The organism is Type-F symbiont of Plautia stali (assembly GCF_059731105.1).
In genome coordinates, this window is sequence record NZ_AP035910.1 from 159,991 (window position 1) to 182,551 (window position 22,561).

A 22,561-nucleotide genomic window follows, 5' to 3' on the forward strand; every position below is an offset into this window, starting at 1 on the left:
GGTGCTTTATTAAACCCGCAGGGCTGACTTGTGGGTTTAAGATTCAGGAGAGTGTGATGATCTGGCTCGTGACAAAATATGCGATAACGGCCTTTATGGTTGTACTGATCTCAGAAGTGGCAAAGCGCAGCGACCGGCTCGGCGGCCTGCTCGCGGCCCTGCCGCTGGTGACCCTGCTGGTGCTTATCTGGATGAAGCTGGAAGGGCAGGCACAGGAAAAAATAGCCGCTCACGCCTGGTATACCTTCTGGTACGTGGTGCCGACACTGCCGATGTTTATCCTGTTCCCCTTTATTTACCCGCGTGCTGGCTTCTGGCTGACACTGCTCATCGCCTGCGCGATAACCGTCGTGCTCTTTGCCCTCTGGGCAATATTACTGAAGCGATTTGGAATCATTCTTCTCTGAATAAGTCTGCATGCATTAATAAGCGCTGAAAAAGGCCATTCCACTTGCTACCTTAATACCGGCATCTGTCACCATGAAGTGGCGGTGAATTAAATCCTCAGACAGAATCAGAATGACTATTTTATGCGGCCAGTTTGCGTTAAAACACCATTTCTTCATTGTCTGCCAGAACATTAAAATAATCTTTTTCTTAAAGCAGGAAACGCTGTTTTGAGAGATCGTGAGATTGTTAACTTTGCCGCGTTAGCTAATATTTCAGAGACGCAATCGATATTAAGGAACTCCATCATGCTTAAGCAACGTACTCTTAAAGCAGCCGTTGCGCTGGTTATAGGTTTTGCCGTCTGTGCTGCACCGGTTTATGCAAATCCTGGCAATGGCAATGGCAATGGCAATGGCAATGGCAATGGCAATGGCAACGGTCACGGCGGTGGTCAGGGTAACGGGAATCACGGGAACAATGGCGCGCACGGCAATAAAGGGCCGGGTAACGCAAAATCAAAAAACGAACATGGACATCGTAAAAATGCCGGGAAACCCGATCGCGTAGACGCCGACATCAACTTCTCTCGTGCAAGGAGCCTTGCCGTCAACTATGGCCTGGTTGGCTATCAGTCCCTGCCGCCGGGCATCGCGAAGAAAGTGGCACGCGGTAAACCGTTGCCGCCCGGCATTGCGAAAAAAGCGTTGCCCGCTTCCATGCTAAATGATCTGCCTTACTATCCGGGCTACGAGTGGCGAGCCGTGGGCGACGATTTAGTGCTGATTGCCCTGAGTACGGCAATCGTGACCGCCGTCATCAACGGTGTGTTTGATTAACCCCGTAACAGAGACTCCGCTCAACGCTGGCGGAGTCTTATCAGCCAGGTTCATCGTCAGGTTGCAAAACGGGTGAGCAGTTGTTTTTGATGTCAACCTGGGAAGGGGTTCAAAAGTCGCGTAGTGGTTGTCGGTGATAATGTCCGCTATGAGCGAAAAGCGGACATATAAATGATGTCGTCAGGAAAATTCTGTCACATTGAACATAACGACCTGAAGCGAAGCATCTTTGTAGTGGCTCAATGCTAATGTCTGCGCTACATGGACTTTGTGGGGGTTCTTGTCATCATTCTTTTTCCGTGAAGTTAAAAGAAAGGAACTCATCGAGGAAATGGCCATAAGTGCATAAAACTCAGGACTATTCACGTTGAAAGAAATTAATCGCATTTAAATATTGCAAGATGTCATCGACCGAAGAATGTCCTCTGGTCGTGCTGCTGAACTGCTCGGTATGACTCCTCGCCATTGCAGGCGTTTACTTAATCGATACCGTGAAAATGGCCCGCTTAGTATTAGTAGCCGCAGTCGTGGTAATCCGGGAAACCGTTTGTTGCCCAAAGCTTTTGCTGATCAGGCTCTGGAGATTATAAAAGGAAAGTATTCTGACTTTGGCCCGACTCTATATCCCACGTCAAGACTTCTTTTTGTACAATTTGGCATCGACTGTGCCTAATGGCCGATATTTTTCGGACCCCGGCTTAAGACTATTACGCCAGACATAATGTCCACTCAGATCGATGTGTTCCCAACCCAGGAGAGAAAGATGAGATACCAGTTGCTTACTAATCGGCATGCCTTTTCGTTTCAATGACTGAATGGCTCTTTTAATAGATGCATGGCTGACAATTCCAACGTAGAATCAACCCTAACTAAATAAATTCAACAGATTGATTACCTGTAACGAACCTGAACACGTTCACTCGGAGCCTGCCATTCCAGTGCTTTCGTTATTTTGTGGCATTTCGAGTGGGAAGTAGGCCTTTTAACCACAGCCAGAGAGATACATCATTATGTCATCACCTATCATGGTTCAGGAATATCCGGAACTCAATACCCTGACACCTCTGATGAACAGTATTGTTGATAAAACCGTAGATAATGTTGCACGAAAACTGATCGGTGGTTTCCGTAATAAACGAAATTCTCAACCGAATGCCAAGGCCCCCAACCTCAGTACAACGGTGGATGATACGCTTAACGCCACATCGTCTGCGAGTGTGCTTGCCGTGGCGAATCGGAGTGTTCAGTGGAAGGAAATGATAAGCAAAAGTTTCACTCATGGCATTTCCTCTATTTCCACCATGAAGTTTGATGGCCAGTTCACGATCAAGAATGGTGTGCCGGAAGGCCTGAAAGATGTGCCGAATTCGCCGGGTGTCTATGTGGTTTATGACAGCGTCGGTGAAGTGCGGTATATCGGCGATGCGAAGGATTTACAGAAACGGTGGCATGCCGGGCATCTGAATGAAAATAAAAATGCCGAAAAGAATGGCACAAAATACAAAATGTCGGCGGAGTTTGAAGAGGGCTGCACCGTCAAATTTCTTGTCATGGATTCGGCAGAGACGGCAGCAGCGGTCGAGGCTAACATTTTAAAAAACGAGAAACCTCCGGTAAATAAGAAAGAAGAGCTATCCAAAGAACAGGGTACGCGTTCTAATATCGAAGCAAAAAAAATGAAAGATGCGGCAAACGAAGCGGGAGGTCTGGCCTTTGGCGCAGGAAAAGAGGCATTAAAAAATATCGGGTGGGATGTGTTTCAAACGCTCAGTACCACGATGATTAAAGCATTGAAGGATGAAGTTGTTGATCTGTTTATCACCCAGAAAGCGCAGGTGAAAATCCGCCTAAAACGCTTTTTTGATAAAATATGGCAGGTTATCGTTAACCTGATAAAAGCCCCATTAAGTCTGCTTAGAGGTTTATTCGAGTTCGTGTTAAATGCACTGTCTCAGGCAATCGGGAAAATTTATCAGTTAGCAAAAAATATCTATGATCTGGGCATGGCGGCACTCTCGCTGATGAAGGGGAGCAAAACCATGACTAGGGAAGAAACCATCAATAAGGTCTCTGAGGTCATTATCACCAGCGGGACTCTGGTGTTCTGGGATGCGGTTGAACCGGTGATTGAATCCGGTATGGTGGCTCTTTTTGCTCCACTGGCTCCCTTTGCCCCTTATATTTCTGCCTCCCTGTGCGCGATGGGATTTGGGCTGAGCAGTTACCTTTTAGCCGATATCGTCCCTAAAGCCGTCAGCCTGATACTCTCAACTGAGCCTGCCTATACCGCAAAAGGACGGGAGGCTTTTCAGCAGTTGATTACTAACCATGAAACCAGTGTGGGTATGGTGGCAGAACTGCAAAAATATGCAGGTAGCACAGTGAATCTGATGAGTGAAACTCGAGAGCATACGGTAGAACTGAACAATGATGCCATCAGACTTACTCGCTTCTCTCTTGCCGAAGAGATTAAAAAGCTGGGAGCGCACTAATATGACCGTTGTCACGATTGTTGAGAAGAACAAAGACTCCAGCATCGCCAGTTTCAAAAAAAATCTCCACGAACTAGGTAAAAAGCTCAAAGAGGAACAAGAAAGAAGTAAAGAGATACAAAAAGCGGCAGATGACTTCAATAATCGGGGTTTTTTGGGGCGTTGGGGGGGCAGTCTCACCTCGAAAAATGATACTGACTTAGCGACGATGATTGCAAGCCTCGGTGGCAGTCTGAATATAACCCAAGAAGTGATCGAGTGCTTATTACAAATCCAGTCAGAAAAGAATGTCGTGCTGAAAGAATTTCATTTGGCGTTAATGAATACGATTCGAGACTTGAAACACAACGACACGATGCTGGATCTCAGCAGCCGTGAAAATTCACTGGCTATTCTTGAACATCTGAAATCCCAGGTGGAAGACAAACTGGAACAGGCACAGCGTGTCGAAGAACATGAAGAGGAGATTAGCCGGTTACAGTCATTGAGCTGGCAGCAGAAGGAGATGCTTCAACGTTTGCATGCAAGTCAGGATGACCACGCAACTCAGCTTGCCCTCTTGAAGCAGGTTGTCCCAAAATTTGAGCGACAGCAGCAGGAGCAATGGCAACAGTCAGGGAAGCTGGCTCTGGCACTTGAAGAGCAGGCGGATCAGTACCAGCAACAGTTGGCCTTACTGATGGAAAAGCTGACCGTGCAGGAAAACGTCGCAACAGGCATGGCAGCGCGGGTCAGCGAACTAGAGAAGACGTATCGATTAAAACGTGCAGGACGGCGCGATTACTTGCTGTTTGCGACTAGCGCTCTTGCCGCTGGATTATTCGTTGTCGAAGTGATGCGTTTCAACGGCGTTATTTAACGGCGAGGTTTACCCATCTATCTCCGCCGGGCAGAAGCCGGGGTTTCTGCCCGGGAACTCTGCCTTAATCATGCTATTTCAAACGCTACTTTCTACATCTGGCGCAAGAAGTTTGGCGGCATGGAAGTTCCTGAAGTGAAGCGGCTTAAGTCATCTGAAAAGGAGAACTCCCGCCTCAGGAAGCTGCTCGCCGAAGCTATATGAGGGCCGTTGATATGCTGAATCACATGCTTTTGCATGGAAGCTACCACCGCGGCGCAACAGGCTGGTTAATCTCGGAGTGCGGTGGTGTTCCGCCAAAAGATGTGCTGACCGTTTTTCTGCGGGATCACAATCACTGACAGGAAATACCTTTGGCGGCGTTGATGGCCGCCATACGTCTTCACGCAGCCGGTCTATATCCCCAGACTGGCCAGCAGATCATCCACATCATCCTGACTGGCGGCTGGTTCAGCTGAGAACGCAGGTGCCGGCGGCGTAGCGCGCGCGGCGCTGGATGGCGAGGCTGATTTATCGCGGATCACCTGGATTAACTGCTGCTCTGCCTGATTCAGCACCGCCATCATCGCCTGCACGATCTGCCCGGTAATATCCTGGAATCCCTGCGCCATCATAATGGCGTGCAGATGCTGACGTGTCAGATTCGTGGCATGAGGGACATCGTCCAGCAGGGCTACGGTATCTGCTGCTAGCAGATGTGTTTGCTCTTTCGTCAGGGGCTCTGCTGACGTGGCATTCCAGCGCTGCAGTAATCGATCGGCCTTTTCTGTCAGCTGAGTCTGTACCGGCTGGGTTATTTCAACGCTGTTAATAACCTCATCTGCGGCTTCACGGGTCAGTGTGACCACGTAGCCCAGTCTTTCACGCGCGTTGGGGATGCTTCCCGCAACCTCGGCAATGGTTTTATCCAGTCCCAGCTGTTGCAGACTGTCCCGAAGCGTCCGCAGGATAGCGCCCGCACGCGCCGTGATCTCGGTGATTTCCTGTTGCTCACTATGGGTATCGGGTAATGACATGGGTGCTTTCTCCTGCGTAGGCAATGTCGCTATCTGCTGTTATCGGCAGTTCCTGGCGGAATTTGATTTTTTCCTCCTGACGGCGGGGGAGGGGAATGGGAAGGCGGCTGAAACCGCATGAAGAAACGTCGGCGTCGTGCTTGAGAAAAGCGGTTATGCGGCGATGTTAATAGCAAGCTATAAATAAATCAGCGATTTTATCGCTTGCTATTTACTTTGACATTTTTTGTGGTAGATTGGCTTTAACGATGGGTAGATGACCCTCGAGAGATTTTTTATTCAGCCCTGGCAATCCTGTCAGGGCTTTTTTTTGGGCTGGATCTCTTCGGTCTGCTCATCACAAAGACTGGCAGGGCATAAAGCCGGCAACACACAGCGTTACAGCCCCGGCGCTGTCATCACGCATCAGGTTTGTGTCTGATGTTTATGGCACGCCATCAGACCTGCGCTTCGGCAGCGTCCATCATTGCCGGCAGGGCGCTGAACAGCGCCTGAATAGCCAGCCTGACTTTCAGCGACTGATGCGGCGTGCGCAGCCAGACGACAGAAACCGGCCACTTTCCGGAGGTATGTTCTTTCAGTATCTGTTTCAGGCTGCCGCTGATGAGGTCGTCCCGCACCAGCCAGTAGGGTAACCAGGCGATACCGGCCCCCGTCAGCGTCATATCTTTTACCGCCTGCATATCATCCAGGGTGAATCGGGCAGGCGGCGAAATCTCCACCGCGTCACCCCGTTCATTTTTGACCTGCCACTTCAGCACCTGTCCGCCACGGATGTAGGCCACTGCCGCATGGTGCCGGAGTTCATCCGGAGAAGCCGGTTCGCCAGCCTGGCTGAGATAGTCCGGTGACGCGCAGAAGACCATCCTGTGATAAGCCAGCCGCCGGGCTATCAGGCTGCTACTGTCAGCCAGCGCGCCAATCCTGACTGCCAGATCGAAACCCTCCCCGGACAAATCGACCTGACGATCGCTGAAAGATATCTCCAGTTCCAGCTTCGGGTGCGCTTTCGCCAGCGCGGAGAAGACAGGCGAGACACAGAGGTGCCCCAGCAGCACCGGCACCGATACGCGAAGTTTACCGCTGGCCTGCAGCTTGCCGCTCTCCAGCAGATCCTCGGCAGCCTTGAGTTCGTTCATCGCCCGGCGGCAATATTCATAATAGAGCGCGCCTTCATCGGTAAGACTCTGTTTGCGGGTGGTGCGGTTAAACAGCGTGACGCCAAGTCTCTCTTCGATACGGGCGATGGTTTTTGCGACGGCAGAGCGCGTAACGTGCAGCCGCTCAGCTGCCTGAGAGAAACTCATGGATTCAGCCACGGCCACAAATACCGGAATGGTGTTCATTTCGCTTTTCATATTGTCGCCTCAGCGGAATCAATGACGAGAAATAGTATCGCCGTCGTATCTTAAAAGGCAATGTTACGATTCTGATCTCTGCTCTTAACCCCTACAGGAATCGCGATGAATCACACCATGAAACGCTGGACACTGAATGAGATTGGCCGTCAGCATCTGACACTCACCGAGACAGCCATCCCGCAGCCGGGGCCGGGCGAAGTGCTGGTCCGGGTAAGTGCCGTTGCCCTTAACTTCCGGGATAAGGTCATTATTGAAGGTGGGATGGGAAAAGGAATGCCGATGCCCTTTACGCCAGGTTCCGATATGGCCGGCGTGGTTGAGGCTGTCGGTCCGGGCACATCTCGTTTTAAACAGGGTGATCGCGTCATCTCCTCGTTCAACGCAGACTGGATCGAGGGAAAGGCGGTTAACAACGCCAGAAATCCGCATTACAACACCCTCGGCTACGCCTTGCAGGGCGTGCTGGCAGAATATGTGGTGATGAACGAAGCGTGGCTGGTCAACGCGCCGCAAACGCTGAACGATGCGGAAGCCTGCACCCTGGTCTGTGCGGGGCTGACCGCCTGGTTTGCACTGATTGAACGCGGCGGCCTTAAAGCGGGCGAAAGCGTTCTGGTGCAGGGAACCGGCGGGGTGGCTCTGTTTGCACTTCAGATCGCCCGTGCGATGGGTGCAGAGGTCTTTATCACCTCCTCCAGTGATGAGAAGCTGACGGCAGCAACCGCGCTGGGGGCAACCCATGGCATTAACCGTCAAAAGGAAGAGTGGGTCGAAGCCGTTTACCGCCTGACGCACGATCGGGGTATTGACCATGTGATAGACACCGTCGGCGGGCGTAACTTCGCCGATTCTGTCCGCGCTGTCGCCTCACATGGCCGCATCTCCCTGATCGGGATGATGGACACGCACGATACGTCAGCCTCTGGCGGACTGCTGTTGCTCAAATCTCCGACGGTTCAGGGCATCGGCGTGGGGCACCGGCGGGCGCTGGAGGATCTGGTCCGGGCGGTGGATGTCATAAACCTGAAGCCGGTCATCGATAAAGCCTACCGGTTCGATGAACTGCCTGCGGCACTGGCGCATCTTGACCGGGGCGCATTCGGGAAGATTGTTATCAGCCTGGACTGACAGCGCGCCCGGCCTTAACCAGGGCCAGCACAAAACCATCCCATCCCTTCTCACCCACCGTCTGAATGGCGGTGGCGTCAAGCCGCTCATCCTCAGCAATCATCCGGACAAACTCCCGCAGGCCCCGGACATTAGGATCGTGACTTTCCGCATCAAGCACCTGTCCGCCACGCACCGTGTTATCACCGACGATAACCGTGCCCGGGCGAGAAAGTCTGATGGCCCATTCCAGATAACATGGATTGTTCACCTTGTCGGCATCAATAAAAATCAGATCAAAGGGCGCCTCCAGGTCAGGCAGGATATCAAGCGCTGCGCCAGTGTGCAGCGTAACGCAGTGCGTCAGCCCGGCTTGATGGATATTCTGGCGGGCGACCTCTGCATGATGCTCACTGTATTCGATAGTGGTCACGCTTCCATGCTGAGGAAGCGCTCTGGCCATCCAGATCGTGCTGTATCCGCCAAGCGTACCGATTTCAAGAACCCGGACGGCCTGCGACATCCGTACGAACAGTGACAACATTTTTCCCTGCAAAGCAGACACATCATGAGCAGGTAAGCCCTGCTTTGCGTTGTTAGAGAGCGCGAAATTTAATTCAGCATCTTCGGGCGCAAGCTTTTCAGAAAACCAGGCATCCACCTGTGCCCACTTATCTGAATCTGTCGAGGGATAGTCAGGGATTCGCATAGGTTATTCACTCTCCTCAGAAAAGGTGTTTTAGCGGCGCGGCTGGCCCGACAGGGCCAGGATGGCCAGCGCGCAACACAGTGTGATGGCTGCCAGCACCCGGAAAAGGCACAGATAGGCGCTGTCATAACTATTCTGGACCACAGCGCGGGAAACGCCGGGTAAAAGTGTTAGTGCCTGCTGAAGATTGCCGCCTCCCAGCCAGGCTGCCGCCTGGTGAATCTCCGCTGATGTCAGCCCCTGAACGCTTTTGCTGAGGTTCACATCGTTCATTCTGGTAAGAAAGGCGGAAACCATCGCCAGCGCAATGCCTTCTCCCGCTACACGAACGGTGTTGAACAGGCCGGCCGCCATCCCGGCTTTTTCAACCGGAACCGCAGAGAGGGCAAGTCCATCCATCAGCCCCCACGGCAGCGCCGCGCCTGCACCGGTTATCAGCAATGCGACGATAAGCAGCAGGGCGCTGTGACCCTGTAACGCCTGCCCGAGGAAAAGTAACCCGGCTGCCGCGATCATCAGCCCGGATGCTGACACCACGGACGGTGAAAACCAGCGCGTCAGCACGGCGGCGCAGGCGGGAAGAACCAGCATCGGTGCAGTCAGGGCCATAAGAAAAAGCGCACTTCGCGACTCGCTGAATCCATTGCCCCCCATAAAGTGCAGCGGAACGATGATCAACAGCACAACGTAGCAGTAGCAGGTTGCCACCGGCAGCAGCAGAATCCCGGCGAAGCGCGGGCTGCGCAGCAGAGAAATATCGAGCACAGGATGGGCAATGTGCTGGCAACGCACAATAAATGCACCCAGAAACAGTATGGAGCAGAGGAACAGCACCAGCGGCAGAGGGGATAAAAACCCGACCGTGGGTAACAGCATCATCGCAGTGGTAAACAGAATCAGCGCCGCGGTAAACAGCGTCAGCCCGGCCTTGTCTGCCGGATGAGAGGCGTTCAGCGCCGATAGCGGCAGGTATGCTCTGCCAGCGAGCAGCACGCCGCCTGAAAGCAGCGCAAACAGGGTATAGACCCAGCGCCAGCCGAGGGTATCGGTAATAAAGCCCACCGCCAGCGGTCCAAACGCTAAGCCAGCGCCGAAGAGGATGCCGAGCAGGCTGAACATCCGCGTCCGGTCTGCGCCCTCATAGATCCCGGCCAGCAGCGCGCTGCCGCTGGCTAAGAGCATGGCCGCGGCCAGCCCCTGCAGGGACCTGAGCAGGCCCTGCATTATCAGGTTGTTCATCACGCCGATGATGAGACTGCAGAGACAGAACAGCGCTGCGCCAGCGATAAAAACAGGTTTTCTGCAGAGGGCGTCTGCAGCAATGCCTGCTGTCAGCAGAAAACTGCCAAACGTCAGCATAAATCCATTCGTCAGCCATGACAGCTCGCCAGGGGAACCGCCCAGCATGTGCTGGATGGCAGGCGTGGTAACCACACCGCCGGTGAAACTCAAGGGCAAAAGCAGCGCCGCCATAAAAACGGTAAGGGCGGCTGGGGTTCTGGTGTGGCGAAAAATCGCGCGGGCTCTGTATGACATAACAAGACCTTTTATCCTGACAGCGAATGAGTGAAAACTGCTGCGATGTTATTGCGGACATCTGAGTGGATAAATAGACTGGATGGACGGTCTCAATGGACATAAAGTTGATAATCGATGGATAGCCTGACTTCTCTTACCTCTTTTGTGCGGACAGCCGAGACGCTGAGCTTTGTTCAGGCTGCGCGACTGCTGGGGATTTCAGCGTCAGCAGTCGGTAAAAACGTCGCCAGACTTGAGCAAAAACTGGGCGTGCGGCTTTTTAACCGCAGCACAAGAAATGTGAGCCTGACGACGGAAGGGGCGGCACTCCTGACCCGATGCAAAGCGATCCTGGAACAGCTTCAGGAAGCGGAGTCAGCACTGGCGAGCAGTGCCGCAGAACCTGCTGGCAGACTCCGGGTCTCACTCCCCGCCGCGGGCTACAGATTACTGCTTCCTGCGCTCCCCGCGTTTACCCGCCGTTATCCTCAGGTCGAACTGGATCTGGATTTCAGCGATCGGCTGGTGAATATCATCGACGAAGGGTTTGACGTGGCGATCCGCAGTGGTGAGTTAGCTGATTCCAGGCTGACGGCAAAGAGGCTGGGTCATTTCCGCTTCCTCCTCTGCGCCAGTCCCGCTTATCTGAACAATTCCGGGGTTCCGGCGTCAGCGGATGATCTGGCTGAGCACAGGTGCATTTTTTTCCGCCTGCCCGCCACCGGCTTGCTACAGACGTGGGAGCTTCAGGGGCTGCGGCCCGGCGCTGAACCCAGAGCGGCATCGGTGTTGACGGTAAATAACATTGAAGCGGCGATTGGCCTGAGCTTATCGGGAATGGGTATCAGCTATCTGCCCGACTTCGCCGTTCGCGACGCGCTGGCTAAGGGACAACTGAAAGAAGTGATGCAGGGTTGCTGTACACAGCAGGGGCACTTCTCCGCCGTGTGGCCCTCCGGCCGCTACCTCTCCGCCCGGGTCCGCTGCTTTATCGATTTTATTGCTGAATCGGGACTGGCCCTTTAAGACCGCGTCACGCCTGCTGCGGCGGTTCAAACCAGGGTGTCACCAGCATATGCGGCAGTGCGAGCGCGGCAAGGGCGGCAAACAGCGACCGGATGCCCGCAGCGTCACCGGGTAACATCATATAAATGATCAGCGAGGCCAGCAGTATGGCCGCGGTGAATATCGGCCAGGTCAGATGGAGATAGCCCGCGTACGTGGTAAAGCCCAGCTGGTCACGGCGCAGTCGGGTTTGTGGCAGCGCGTGCAGAATCAAAAATCCCATCGAAAAGCCGACGAAAGGCGGCAGCAGCAGCAGCGCCAGAATGCCCGCGATAAGATGTCCATCCCGCCGAAGAAGCCCGGTGAGGGTCAGCCCCAGCGCACCGATGCCACCGAGGATCGCAAGGGCCGCCGTCACAGACCCCGGCATCACGGATGCCAGTCCGGCCTGATGCAGGATAGACCTGAACGCGGGCAGATGAAGGGTGGCCGGGGCCGCTATCATCGTGATCCCCCGCGCCAGACGTTCTGCCAGTCCGCCGTGCGGTGCATCCTCAAGGGCAAAATGGACAGCTGAGGCGATCAGAAAGCCGGGTAACGCCAGCCCTGGCGCGCGGTGCCACCAGAGCAGACAGAGCGCAATCACTGCGCCATACAGGGCAAGAAACGGCAGCCGGCGGCGACGCTGAACCACGTCCAGATCGCTGGCGCCGTGCGCCATGCCGATAATCCCGATAGCGATAACCGCAAACAGCACCTGTACGGACAGCGGGCAGAAGGAGGCAGCCAGGGCTGCCCCCCACAGAGCCATCCATCCGGCCCCTGATCGTGTTATCACTTCACGGTACCCGTGCGGCGGGTATGGTCGAGCGCTTTTTCCAGGTTAGCCGCCGCGTAAAAGGCATAGAAGACCTTCGCGATGATATCCAGCACTAAAAATGCCCAGACCGATGAGGGATCGGTAATGATTTTCAGGCCTTCCGGACCGACGAGGAACACAATCGGATAGATGAACCAGACGACGGTCAGCAGCGCGACATTTTTATTGTAGGCACCCGCCAGTGCACTGCCGCGATTGGCCGCCATGGTGCGAAGCGGTCCCCACAGCAGGTAAACCACACCCAGAAACGCGGCACAGGACCAGAGGTACCAGACCCATTTCGCCGCCGCCGTTTCAGCCAGTGATGAAACCAGACCGGTGATAATCATCATGACATCCAGCACGATGATGGCAGTGAGAAAACCGCCCATTTCACCGGGTTTACCGTGTTCGTGGAAGGCGAGCATGACCAGTCCTGCCAGTAAAATCGGCGTCGTAATCGACCAGTCAGCGTAACGCGCCAGATAGACGGTGCTGCCGCTGTCCAGCGTCAGATTACCGAACCCGAATGCCATGGCCAGATAGGCGGTGGCGGCGATAAACGGGACGGATGCATGCATGAGGGTATGATGACGGGAAGGAAATGTTTTGCCGCCGGTGGCGTAAATAACCAGTGACGCAATTGCCATGACCGAAAACCCGATCAAAAATGCGGTTTGATCCATGTTAATCTCTCCTGAGCAGTAGCGCGGAAATGCCGCCTGCTGCGTTGCCATAAATTGAATGCGTTTATATTCCGAAAAGAATATGCATTCAGTATATGGCGATTTCAGCAGCCTGCTCATTGTCAGGACGATTTCCGCCTGTGGGTTAAAATAAAGAGGGTGAAAAGCCTTCGTTATCTGATTTAAAAAAGAACGGTGATGTTACGTTCTGTTTCTTAGCGTTTCGTTTTCCGAGCGGCTGTCGGGTTGCCGTCAGGCTTACTGTTTATTTTATACCTAAAATTCAATTACCTGAATGCGTTGAGAAACAGGGCTTCTGTTTCACCCAAAAAAGAGAAAGTACAAGAAAAATATTTTTATCTGGAAAAATGAACACGCTGTACTAAGTCAATCCCGTGACGACATCAGGATTCAGCTCAGCGATGAGTGAAATAACAGAAGTCAGCACCTCTTATTGCCCACCAGGATAATCAGAAAACCCGAAACGGCGTGCTGAATAGTGACCCGACAGGAAAGGGAAATATCCTGTAAACGATCGTCGCGGCTTAGGCGAGGGCGCTAATAAGTGCGGGAAGAAGACGGAAATAGTCAGACCCGCATCGTCATTTGTTTATCTGCTTTAGTCTTTCTGTTCACCGCTGCGTGTTGCGCAGACCGCATCTGTTTTGCTCTCTGCGCTATGCTTATGCCTGCGTGAACGCTGCAACCGGTCAGTGATGTCTGGCACCAGGGCGGAAAGCCTGCTGTTTAGCCAGCAAGGCGATCACAAACGCCACTGCCATCAGCGCCATCAGCGCCCACGGAAACGAAGCGGCACCGGCACGATTGAGCAACAGCCCGCCGAGAATGCCGCCACTGGCGATCGCCAGATTCCAGGCGGTCGTCACCATCGCCTGAACCACATCCACATGGTTGCCAGCCGAATCAGCGGCGGCCGTCTGCATCTGGGTTGATGCCCCACCGAATGACCATCCCCAGACGATAACCGCCAGGAAGATAACAACCTGTTCCCGCATGCCCATAGCCAGCACCACAGAGACCGCAGCCAGTGCCGCCAGGCTGAGCAGCACCAGCCTGCGCAGGTGGCGATCGACCCAGATGCCGGTCGTCCCGATCCCGGTTAATGCGGCCAGTCCGAACACCAGCAGGATAAGACCGACAGCGTTGCTCATGTCCGACAGCGCCAGAAAGGGCCCGATAAAGGTATAAAGAATGTTATGGGCCGTCATCCAGAGAAAGATGACCGCCAGCACCGGGCGAACACCCGGCATCCTGAAAACCTGCCAGACGGGCAGACGGCGGTCTGCCTTCTGTCCCGGCAGATCAGGAACGGCAACCCATGCCCAGATAAACAGCACAATCGCCAGGGCAGCCATCACGCCAAAGGCGACCCGCCATCCCAGCATGTTTCCCAGCCAGGAGCCTGCGGGTGTGCCCAGGGATAACGCAACCGGAATGCCGACCATGGCAATGGCCAGGGCGCGACCCTGTAAATCGGGCGCAACAAGACGCCGCGCATAGCCCGCCAGCATTCCCCAGGCCAGCCCGGCCGCCACACCGGACATAAAACGGGCCGCCAGCGTGAGCCAGTAGCTGGCAGAAAAGGTGGTGATGGTGTTGAAAATCACAAAGATCCCGATAGCGAGCAGCAGGACTTTTTTGCGGCGCCAGCCGCTGGTCAGCACGGTCAGCGGGATCGCCGCCAGCAGTGACCCCAGAGCATAGAGACTCACTAACTGTCCTGCCATCACCTGAGAGACGCCAAGTCCCTGACTGATGTCCGGCAGCAGACCGGCCGGCAGGGTTTCGGTCAGAATGGCGATAAAGCCGGTCATGGCAAAGGCCAGCAGGGAGCCGAGCGGCAGACCCGCCTGAGCGGTGACTTCACGGGGTTCGATATGGGCGGACACGTTAACCTCTTTTAATCTCACTGAAGGAAAGAAGCCGCTGACAGCGGACTTCGTGACATCTGTATCGATTGGTATATTTATCGAAACTAGAGATCGGGTCGTCACTTGTCAAGCACATATGTATCGATTAGTATTTAAGTCTTACAGGCATGAACAGGAGGGGCTATGGCTCAGATGGGACGTCCACGTTCGTTTGACCGGGACGAGGCGATTCGTCAGGCAATGTTTCTTTTCTGGCAGCATGGCTTCGAGTCCACCTCGCTTGCTCTGCTCAAGGCCAGTCTCGGCAACGGCATTACCGCACCGAGTTTCTACGCCGCATTTGGCTCAAAAGAGGCGCTGTTTGAAGAGGTTGTCGACTGTTATCTCTCCTCATATGGTCAGGTTAACGACTGTCTCTGGGACGACGAGCTCAGGCCGTTTGTTGCCATAGAACAGGCATTGCGCGCTTCCGCAAAGATGCAGACCGATCCGGGCCATCCCAGCGGCTGTCTGATCGCCTTGTCCGTAAATACCTGTTCCCCTTCAAACGAGCACATCCGCACCTTACTGGCAACGCAACGCCAGCGCACCCGGCTGGGGTTTTTGCGCTGTGTCGTCAGAGCCAAAGAGGCGGGCGAGCTGGCTGCCGACACCGACGCGCGCGCGCTGGCACAGACCTTTCACAGTTTTGAGACAGGACTTTCGACGGAAGCGCGGGATGGGGCAACGGGAGAGGAACTGGATGCAGCCGTGACGGCTGCGCTGAAAGTCTGGGAGAGGTTTACGACGAAGGCGGCATAGCCTGAAGCCATAGACGTTTCATCATAAAGCCCGCACCGGGCGGGCTGAATACGCCTACAGGCCGACCAGGGTAATGCGTTTCCGGGCGGTCAGCGTTTCATACAGCGCTTTAGCCAGACGGTCAGGTTCCACCATGCCACATTCCGACTGCTCGCCGTCGGAATCAGCCCAGAACGATTTAATACGCAGTGTGGTGTTGATCCTGGCGACGCGCTCCATCTCCAGCACGGCAAGCACCTGATGCCGCATCTCTCCCCCTTTAACGCTCGATTTAGCCTCTATCACGGCTGCGCGGGTGGCTTTTCCGTCATAGATGACATGGCAGCGTGCGCCGTTAAGGTTGAAAGTATGAAGCACCTCATAAAGGCCCTGAACTGTCTTTGCACTGTAGGATAACGGCATATCAAACATAACAGATCCCTCTGACACGGAACGGTGTGAGCCCCCAGCATAGGTGAACTGTAACAAGAGGAGAAGTTACTGTTTTTAAATGGGAAATATAGATATCTAAGGATACTGTAACGTCCGTGATTTTTATTCCAGTTCTGGCTGGCACTACCAGAAAGCGAAGCGCGAAAAGAGGAGGCCTGGCGGGGGCGGATTTGGGTTAATAAAAAGCCTGCGCGAAGCAGGCTAATCGTTCCAGCAGAATGTATGCATACAATCTGATATTTGTCTGCTTCCGCCATCGTACAGGAGAAATATTAGGATAAGATTAAGAATAATCGCTATCTCAACGCATTAACTTTTGTTGTGCGCGACGTCCTGATTACGCGGCGTGCGGTCAGTTTATTTTTGTGCCTGGGTGTTTTGCTCAGCCTCTTTCTGTTTTTTCTTCGCCATATGATGACCGACTGCGCATCCGGCTGCGGCGCCAGCCACACCATGATGGGCAAGATGACCTGCCACGCCGCCTGCTACGGCACCCTTGAGACATCCGGCGGCGTTTGCCTGCAGATTGACGGACAAAAACAGACCGGTAGCCATAACGATAACTGATAATTTTTTCATCTCTTCCTGTCCTGGTGATCGTGGTTGTATGTTCATGCCGACAGAGCATAGCCACTTTTTTTCACTTCAGGCTGGCCCGGTCAGAGTTATCGCGAAGTTAGTTACCGGTCGTTACGCTTTTGTCGTTCCTGACCGCAATGCGTGATTTATTTCAGCGGGTGTCATACTGGATCGAAATTAAACGCCAGATAAACGAAAGCAGAATGCGATCATCTCTTTTCTCTCTGTTTAACCCGTGGTGAGAATATTGAAGACTGTAATGAAGCAAAAAAAATAAATAGTCCGTTTTTATTTTCATTCCTGAAAATGTTTATTAGTTCAGCGAAAAAAAATTAAAAAATGAGTTGATCCCATATGGCAAAGATTGTTGAAATCAGGCGGCAGGTTCAGCCGGCGGCTATTTAATTATTGTTTAGCTTTCTCAGCTGAAAGATAAACAAAATCTAAATAGATGAGCACGGTGAAATTATTTAACGCCATGCAGGGGAGTTCACTGAACTGAATTTCACTCCTGTTCTGGAAAACATTCTTTAATGCTTTCCTGTGATTAACCAGAACGAATGACACTATCATGAAAAATATACTCATTACCGGGTCAACAGGTTTTTTAGGCGGCGCTGTCGTCGCCCGTTTATTGCAGAACAGTCCCAGGGACAGACTGCTGCTCCTTGTCAGAGGCGAAAATGTTGAGGAGGGGGTAAACCGCGTTAAAACAAACCTGAAAAACTTTGGGTTAGATGAGTCATTAATCAGCACGATAGAGAGTGACAATATTCTTCTGGGCGACCTCGCCTTCACGGAAAACTTTATCCACGACACGCGCCTTGACGACGTGACGCACGTGATTAACTGCGCCGCCGTCGCATCCTTTGGCAATAACCCCTTTATCTGGAAAGTGAATGTTGAGGGCACGTTTCAGTTTGCCGAGCGCATGAGCCGGGTTGCGGGGCTGAAGAAGTTTATCCACGTGGGTACGGCCATGTCCTGCGCCCCGGAACCGGGATCGCTGGTGACCGAGAGCGGGCTGGACTCCAGCCGCGATCAGCACGTTGTCGAGTACACCTGGAGTAAGGCCTCAATTGAAAAACTGATGACGGAAAAGCTGCCCGGGCTGCCGCTGGTTATCGCGCGTCCTTCGATTGTCGTGGGCCATTCCGATCAGGGTTGTCTGCCATCAGCCAGCATTTTCTGGGTGTTCCGGATGGTGCTGGCGCTGGGTAAATTTACCTGCGAACTTGGCGATCGGATTGATGTGGTGCCGGTTGATTACTGCGCAGAGGCACTGGTACTGCTGCTTGATGCGGAAGCGGTGATCAATGAGGTCATTCACATTTCTGCCGGGGCGCAGAGCAGTGTCACCTTCGCGGAAATTGACGAAGCGATGGCCAGAGCATCCGGTGAAAAAGCCCTGGGCCCGGATTATCAGAAGGTCTCCTATAAACACCTGGCGGAGAGCAGAAGAACCTTTAAAGATCTGTTCGGGCCCTGTAACGAACGCATCATGCTGCGAGCCATGAATTTATATGGTCATTTTTCCAATCTGAATGTGGTCTTTGATAATTCAAAATTACTGCAGCTGGGAATGAGCAGGCCTTCACGCTTCACCGATTATCTGGATCGCTGTGTGGTGACGACGCGCAATTCAACGATTGCAGAACTGATGCAGGTGGACTTTAAATAGCAGAGTCCGGGCGTGGATGGCTGGGGTATTGAGCTCAGGAGTTGATGTGAAAATGAAAAAGCGCTTCCGGAGGGAAGCGCGTTATTTTCAGAAGGTGAACGTCAGACCGGCATAATAGGCACGACCCGGTTCATTATACGTTGAAGCCCCGTCAGCTTCGCGATACAGCTGTTTATTCAGCAGATTATTAATCCCGGCATTGGCGCGCAGGTTTTTAGTAATATCATAATTGAAGTTAATGCCAAAGACGGAATACGCGCCCACTTCACGATCAGACATCGATCCGTTTTCCGTCCGCGACTCGGCATGGCGGCGCGGTTTCTGACGCCCATACATGGTCCAGTTCAGGTCAGTCGAGAAATCCTGCGTAACCTGCCAGTCGAGCAGGGTATTAATGGTATATTTCGGGATGATCGACAGCGGGTTTCCGGTCTCCTTATCCTTAGACTCGATCATATAGGTGGCATTAGTGCGCCACTCCAGTGTGTCCCGGACCAGCGGGATCGTGACGTTACCCTCCAGCCCCTCAACCACCGCTTTGCCGCCGTTACTCCATTGCAGAATATTATTGCCATTGGAGGCGTAGCCCAGCACCTCGGTACCGGAGACGATTTTGTTTTTATAGTCATTGCGGAACCAGGTGAGCCCCGCAATATACCCCTGCTGGCTGTACTCAATACCCAGTTCTTTATTAACGCTGACTTCGGGATCAAGATTTTCATTACCCAGCAGATAGCAGCTGCCGCGCGCAACATTGACCGGACAGCCGTTGCCCCGGGTCGCCAGTAAATACCCTTCACTGGACTGATAGAGGTTGGGGGCTTTAAAAGCACGGGCAATACCCGCCTTCAGCGTAAAACTGTCGCCCAGTCCCTGCGAGATATTCAGCGACGGACTCCAGTTCGCGCCGAACGTATCGTGATAATCAAAGCGCAATCCGGGGATCACTTCAGTGCTGTCCGTCAGGGCGATGTTATCTTCAACGTAGAGGGAGCTGAGCGTGGCGCTGTTTTTACTGTTGCGACTGCCGGGGTCACCACTGACTCCATTGATCGAAACGCCTGGCGCACGGGTGCCGTTCATGGAGTTGGGATCGTTCAGCTCATCCCGGTTCCACTCGGCGCCCAGCGTCACGGTCTGTTCACGCAGCAGTTCCAGCGGGAAGCTGATCTCTCCGCCAGCGCGATAACTGTCGAAACGGCTGGTCGAAAAGGTTCTGCTGTTGATCCGGCCTTCACCTGAACCGGCTGTGCCTTCGTTCAGGCGGGTATTGTTGGTTTTTTCATAGTTAAAGGTGAGTTTCGACTGTCCCCAGTCCCAGATCCCATTGTGGGCAAGCCCCCAGGTCTGACGGTAGAGCCGGTTGGTCTCCGCGCCATCGAGCGATTCGATCAGCGCATTACCGGCCCCGTTGCTGTACTGCGTATCACCGGCATAGATATTGCCCTGGCGGCTATAGCCGTAACTGAAATCCAGCACCTGAAGCGGCGTGATCTTCCAGGAGAGCACGCTGTTAATGTCTTTGTTGCGTACACCTTCACGACCGGCGGCAGCCGAGCCGTTCTGCGACTGGTTAATATCGAAGGCATCACTGTCGGTTTTGTTGATATTGCCATAGAGACGCATGGTCAGCGCATCGCCTGCCAGCGGCCCGCTCAGATTGAAGTTGGCGCGGCGCGTTGCGCCTTCTTTATTATCTTCCGGCTGGTTGGTGTAGAGCGACAGCGAACCGCTCCAGTGATCGGTGGGACGTTTGGTAATGATGTTCACCACACCGCCGGCCGCGCCAGAACCATAGCGGGCTGCCGCCGGTCCGCGAATGACTTCAATCCGCTCGACCATTTCAGGTGGCACCCAGTTAGAGTCACCGCGGGAGTCACGCTCGCCGCGCCAGCTGTATCGAACCGAATTGCGCGACGTGGTGGGAACGCCATCGATCAGAATCAGGGTGTTTTCCGGCCCCATGCCGCGAATGTCGATCTGGCGATTGTTGCCGCGCACGCCGTTAGCACTGTTGCCGGTAAGATTAACACCCGGCATTTTGCGGATAATATCGGAGAGGTCATTGACCGGCGGATTCTTTCTGATGTCCTGCGCGGTGATCACCGATACCCCCGGCTGCTGCTTTAACTCCTCTTCGGCGGTGACCAGCATGGTCTGATCGTCGGCCAGCTTCTCCGTCTCTTCCTGACTCGCCCCATTGGCAGAAGTACTTAATACGCCAGCCAGCAGCAGCGCAGCAGGGCGTTTATGGACACGCATGGTTACATTCACTTAGAAGTTCTCCCTGAATCGTTAATGTATGTAAGCAAATGCGTATGATAATGATAATAGTTCGCATTGTATATCGCAGCAGGGGATCTTTACATTCCCGCATTCGCGATCGTGCTGTCGCCTCAGAGAGCGGCAAATTTGTACAGAAAGTGTACAGGCGAGAGGCATCGGGTTCTGTGTCATGGCCCGTTTTAATTTCCAGATTTCATCAGAATGCGTTGCTGTGACTCCAGACTTAATAGGTCTGGAGTCACAGCGACTGAGTCAGTAGAATGGCCCGCCTGTAGAGTGAACGGGAGAGTAATGTGATCGATCGGACATCCAGCCCGGTGCGCTCCGCACATGTCGGCCAGCACGTCATGATCTGGCTGGAGCAGGTTAAGGCCGCCTCGTTAGGTGAGCTGGATAACTTCGGGGATGAAGGAACCGTAGAGCAGGTCATGAAGGTCTGGGTCAAACTGTCGCTGCTGATCAGCCGCCGCCGCCCGGAGATCGCCGTTTCTTCTCTGCTGAAACATGTTCTGCCCGGTATCGGTTCTCAGCCGCTGAAAAACCTGACGCGTCTGCGTCTCAACCGGCTCTATAACATCCTGATTGCGGAAGGGAAAAAGGAGGAGGCGCGGCGGGTCTTTGCACTGACGAAACAGTTTCTTGCCTGGGCCGAGATGCAGGGCTATCTCGATCACTCCCCGATTGCCTCAATGAAAAAGCGCGATGTGGCGGGCCGGGCATCACCGCCGCGCAGTCGCCAGCTGAGCGATGCGGAGATCTGGGTTTTCTGGCACGGGCTGGATAACTGGGCACTGTCGGAACAGGCGCGCTGGGCGCTGCGGTTGTGTCTGGTCAGCGCCCGGCGACCGGATGAGATTGTGCAGGCGCAGAAAGCGGAGTTTGATCTGCAGCTGGAACTCTGGAAACAGGGCACGCGTAATAAATCGCAGCGGGAACACGTGCTGCCAATCTCACCGCTGATGCGTCAGTGCATCGAGGCTCTGCTACAGGCCGCCGATCCGGACTCCCCCTGGCTGGTGCCCGCACCCCGCGATCCGCAGCAGCCGCTCTCTAAAGGCGCGCTCAATCAGGCGCTGCGCCGGATGATCCGCGCCCCGCGCGGGCTGGGACTGGAAGCCTTCACGCCGCGCGACCTGCGCCGCACCGCGCGATCCAAACTCTCTGCGCTCGATACGCCCAACGACGTTGCCCGCAAAATCATGAACCATGCGCTGGAAGGGATCGATCGGGTTTATGACACGCACGACTACCTGAGCCAGATGCGCATCGCCATGAACCGTTTTTCTGCTGCCGTTGAACAGATCATCGCCTGCGAAAGTTATCATCAGCTGCAACACCGCTATGAGGGTGAAACCCTGTTACTCGACGAGCGCGCCATCATGGCGATGGCGCGCTGACCGGACCGTCAGAAGTGGTAACGCAGCCAGGCAAAGTAGACGTTGCCGTTATTGTGCGTGCCGGGGATGTAGGTCATCTGGAAATCGAGATCGCCATAGCCGATGGCGGCAAGCGGCAGTATCGCCGGCACCGGGATGTAATCCCAGTTGTGACGGGCCGTCACACCGGCGGTATAACCCGCGCCCCAGTGGAAATTCTGATCGGCCAGCGGACGCCACGTCGCCACCCAGCCGTAGCCGCCAAAGGGCTCCCACTTATTAAAGGAGTCCTTGAACGCCATTAAGTAGATACCGTTCCAGTTGCCTTTCTCGTCGTAGCGGGAGATACCACCACCGGCGCCCCAGGGCCTTTCATTATATTTATCAATATGTTCCCGGTCGTAGGTCGCACGGTTGTGCCACGTGATTGCGGGCAGGTAAAAATCGATACCCTGTGGCTGCTGCCAGGTCGTGGCAACGTTATTGCTGAAGGTGTTCCAGCCAGCACTGACATTCTGCACCAGCGTGGCAGACCAGGCAGAAGGGGCTGAAAACAGACTCAAAACGGTCGTCGTCATCAGCGCATTGAAAAGGGATGTTTTGCGCATGTGCGAATTCCTGCAATCTCTGGTGTTTAATAAGGTAATAAAAGGGTTAAGGCGGGTATTGTGGCATG

General features: G+C 54.0%; 20 protein-coding genes and 4 pseudogenes. 12 read left to right on the forward strand and 12 right to left on the reverse strand.

Translation table 11 applies throughout. From position 1 onward, the window contains the following. Positions 1-56: 56 nt before the first annotated feature. The 3 genes and pseudogenes from AC6I7A_RS20245 to AC6I7A_RS20255 form a co-directional block, all read left to right on the forward strand. Positions 57-407, forward strand: coding sequence for a DUF3147 family protein (locus AC6I7A_RS20245; RefSeq protein ID WP_009092904.1), 351 nt, complete (start codon positions 57-59; stop codon positions 405-407). Between the two features lie 288 nt (positions 408-695). Then, positions 696-1,226 carry an anti-virulence regulator CigR family protein gene (locus AC6I7A_RS20250; protein ID WP_058957132.1) on the forward strand — a complete coding sequence of 177 codons (531 nt, stop codon included), beginning with the start codon at positions 696-698 and terminating at the stop codon, positions 1,224-1,226. A 391-nt stretch (positions 1,227-1,617) separates the two neighbouring features. Next, a pseudogene (locus AC6I7A_RS20255) lies at positions 1,618-1,848 on the forward strand (helix-turn-helix domain-containing protein); the annotation flags it as partial. A gap of 9 nt (positions 1,849-1,857) precedes the next feature. On the opposite strand, the pseudogene AC6I7A_RS20260 reads toward AC6I7A_RS20255, so the two are convergent. Further along, positions 1,858-2,055: pseudogene (locus AC6I7A_RS20260) on the reverse strand (Tn3 family transposase); the annotation flags it as partial. A 181-nt stretch (positions 2,056-2,236) separates the two neighbouring features. On the opposite strand from AC6I7A_RS20260, the gene AC6I7A_RS20265 reads away from it, so the two are divergent. From AC6I7A_RS20265 to AC6I7A_RS20280, 4 genes and pseudogenes are all read left to right on the forward strand, one after another. Further along, positions 2,237-3,718, forward strand: coding sequence for a GIY-YIG nuclease family protein (locus tag AC6I7A_RS20265; protein ID WP_082668180.1), 1,482 nt, complete (start codon positions 2,237-2,239; stop codon positions 3,716-3,718). A gap of 1 nt (position 3,719) precedes the next feature. Continuing rightward, positions 3,720-4,577, forward strand: coding sequence for a coiled-coil domain-containing protein (locus AC6I7A_RS20270; RefSeq protein ID WP_058957134.1), 858 nt, complete (start codon positions 3,720-3,722; stop codon positions 4,575-4,577). A gap of 15 nt (positions 4,578-4,592) precedes the next feature. Beyond that, a pseudogene (locus AC6I7A_RS20275) lies at positions 4,593-4,778 on the forward strand (transposase); the annotation flags it as partial. Beyond that, positions 4,775-4,918, forward strand: a pseudogene (locus AC6I7A_RS20280) (DinB family protein); the annotation flags it as partial. The pseudogenes AC6I7A_RS20275 and AC6I7A_RS20280, both read left to right, overlap by 4 nt. A 54-nt stretch (positions 4,919-4,972) precedes the next feature. Here AC6I7A_RS20280 and AC6I7A_RS20285 read toward each other — a convergent pair. Then, positions 4,973-5,593 carry a protein phosphatase CheZ gene (locus AC6I7A_RS20285; protein ID WP_058957135.1) on the reverse strand — a complete coding sequence of 207 codons (621 nt, stop codon included), beginning with the start codon at positions 5,591-5,593 and terminating at the stop codon, positions 4,973-4,975. A 437-nt stretch (positions 5,594-6,030) separates the two neighbouring features. Then, the gene (locus AC6I7A_RS20290; RefSeq protein WP_058957136.1) at positions 6,031-6,951 is read right to left on the reverse strand and encodes a LysR family transcriptional regulator; all 921 of its coding nucleotides are present in this window, start codon (positions 6,949-6,951) and stop codon (positions 6,031-6,033) included. A 105-nt stretch (positions 6,952-7,056) separates the two neighbouring features. Between AC6I7A_RS20290 and AC6I7A_RS20295 the strand changes: the two genes are divergently transcribed. Next, positions 7,057-8,082, forward strand: a complete 1,026-nt coding sequence (locus AC6I7A_RS20295) for a zinc-dependent alcohol dehydrogenase family protein (protein WP_058957137.1) — start codon at positions 7,057-7,059, stop codon at positions 8,080-8,082. On the opposite strand, the gene AC6I7A_RS20300 is transcribed toward AC6I7A_RS20295, so the two are convergent. Then, the gene (locus tag AC6I7A_RS20300; protein WP_058957138.1) at positions 8,069-8,770 is read right to left on the reverse strand and encodes an O-methyltransferase; all 702 of its coding nucleotides are present in this window, start codon (positions 8,768-8,770) and stop codon (positions 8,069-8,071) included. The genes AC6I7A_RS20295 and AC6I7A_RS20300 overlap by 14 nt on opposite strands. Positions 8,771-8,800: 30 nt before the next feature. Further along, positions 8,801-10,306, reverse strand: a complete 1,506-nt coding sequence (locus AC6I7A_RS20305) for an MFS transporter (RefSeq protein ID WP_058957139.1) — start codon at positions 10,304-10,306, stop codon at positions 8,801-8,803. 117 nt (positions 10,307-10,423) lie between these two features. Between AC6I7A_RS20305 and AC6I7A_RS20310 the strand changes: the two genes are divergently transcribed. Further along, positions 10,424-11,314, forward strand: coding sequence for a LysR family transcriptional regulator (locus AC6I7A_RS20310; RefSeq protein ID WP_058957140.1), 891 nt, complete (start codon positions 10,424-10,426; stop codon positions 11,312-11,314). 7 nt (positions 11,315-11,321) lie between these two features. On the opposite strand, the gene AC6I7A_RS20315 is transcribed toward AC6I7A_RS20310, so the two are convergent. The 3 genes from AC6I7A_RS20315 to AC6I7A_RS20325 form a co-directional block, all read right to left on the reverse strand. Next, a complete protein-coding gene (locus AC6I7A_RS20315; protein WP_058957141.1) occupies positions 11,322-12,104 on the reverse strand; it encodes a Brp/Blh family beta-carotene 15,15'-dioxygenase in 783 nt (260 codons plus the stop codon). 23 nt (positions 12,105-12,127) lie between these two features. Continuing rightward, positions 12,128-12,838, reverse strand: a complete 711-nt coding sequence (locus AC6I7A_RS20320) for a bacteriorhodopsin (RefSeq protein ID WP_058957156.1) — start codon at positions 12,836-12,838, stop codon at positions 12,128-12,130. Between the two features lie 710 nt (positions 12,839-13,548). Beyond that, complete coding sequence (locus AC6I7A_RS20325) at positions 13,549-14,673, reverse strand: MFS transporter (protein WP_230200841.1); 1,125 nt, start codon at positions 14,671-14,673, stop codon at positions 13,549-13,551. 240 nt (positions 14,674-14,913) lie between these two features. Here AC6I7A_RS20325 and AC6I7A_RS20330 point away from each other — a divergent pair, with 240 nt between their 5' ends. Continuing rightward, on the forward strand, positions 14,914-15,531 hold the full coding sequence (locus AC6I7A_RS20330; RefSeq protein WP_058957143.1) for a TetR/AcrR family transcriptional regulator: 618 nt from the start codon (positions 14,914-14,916) through the stop codon (positions 15,529-15,531). Positions 15,532-15,585: 54 nt separating this feature from the next. Here the strand turns inward: AC6I7A_RS20330 and AC6I7A_RS20335 are convergent, their stop codons facing one another. Both AC6I7A_RS20335 and AC6I7A_RS20340 read right to left on the reverse strand, forming a co-directional pair. After that, on the reverse strand, positions 15,586-15,942 hold the full coding sequence (locus AC6I7A_RS20335; RefSeq protein WP_058957144.1) for a hypothetical protein: 357 nt from the start codon (positions 15,940-15,942) through the stop codon (positions 15,586-15,588). Positions 15,943-16,320: 378 nt separating this feature from the next. Further along, entirely contained in the window at positions 16,321-16,542 is a 222-nt protein-coding gene (locus tag AC6I7A_RS20340; protein ID WP_009092919.1) for a hypothetical protein, read from the reverse strand. 571 nt (positions 16,543-17,113) lie between these two features. On the opposite strand from AC6I7A_RS20340, the gene AC6I7A_RS20345 reads away from it, so the two are divergent. Further along, positions 17,114-18,223, forward strand: coding sequence for an SDR family oxidoreductase (locus AC6I7A_RS20345; protein ID WP_058957145.1), 1,110 nt, complete (start codon positions 17,114-17,116; stop codon positions 18,221-18,223). 87 nt (positions 18,224-18,310) lie between these two features. Here AC6I7A_RS20345 and AC6I7A_RS20350 read toward each other — a convergent pair whose 3' ends face one another. Then, entirely contained in the window at positions 18,311-20,485 is a 2,175-nt protein-coding gene (locus tag AC6I7A_RS20350) for a TonB-dependent siderophore receptor (protein ID WP_195910801.1), read from the reverse strand. Between the two features lie 371 nt (positions 20,486-20,856). Here AC6I7A_RS20350 and AC6I7A_RS20355 point away from each other — a divergent pair, with 371 nt between their 5' ends. Then, entirely contained in the window at positions 20,857-21,906 is a 1,050-nt protein-coding gene (locus AC6I7A_RS20355) for a tyrosine-type recombinase/integrase (protein ID WP_046102962.1), read from the forward strand. A gap of 8 nt (positions 21,907-21,914) precedes the next feature. On the opposite strand, the gene pagP is transcribed toward AC6I7A_RS20355, so the two are convergent. After that, positions 21,915-22,493, reverse strand: a complete 579-nt coding sequence (gene pagP / locus AC6I7A_RS20360; RefSeq protein WP_276047261.1) for a lipid IV(A) palmitoyltransferase PagP — start codon at positions 22,491-22,493, stop codon at positions 21,915-21,917. Positions 22,494-22,561: the final 68 nt, after the last annotated feature.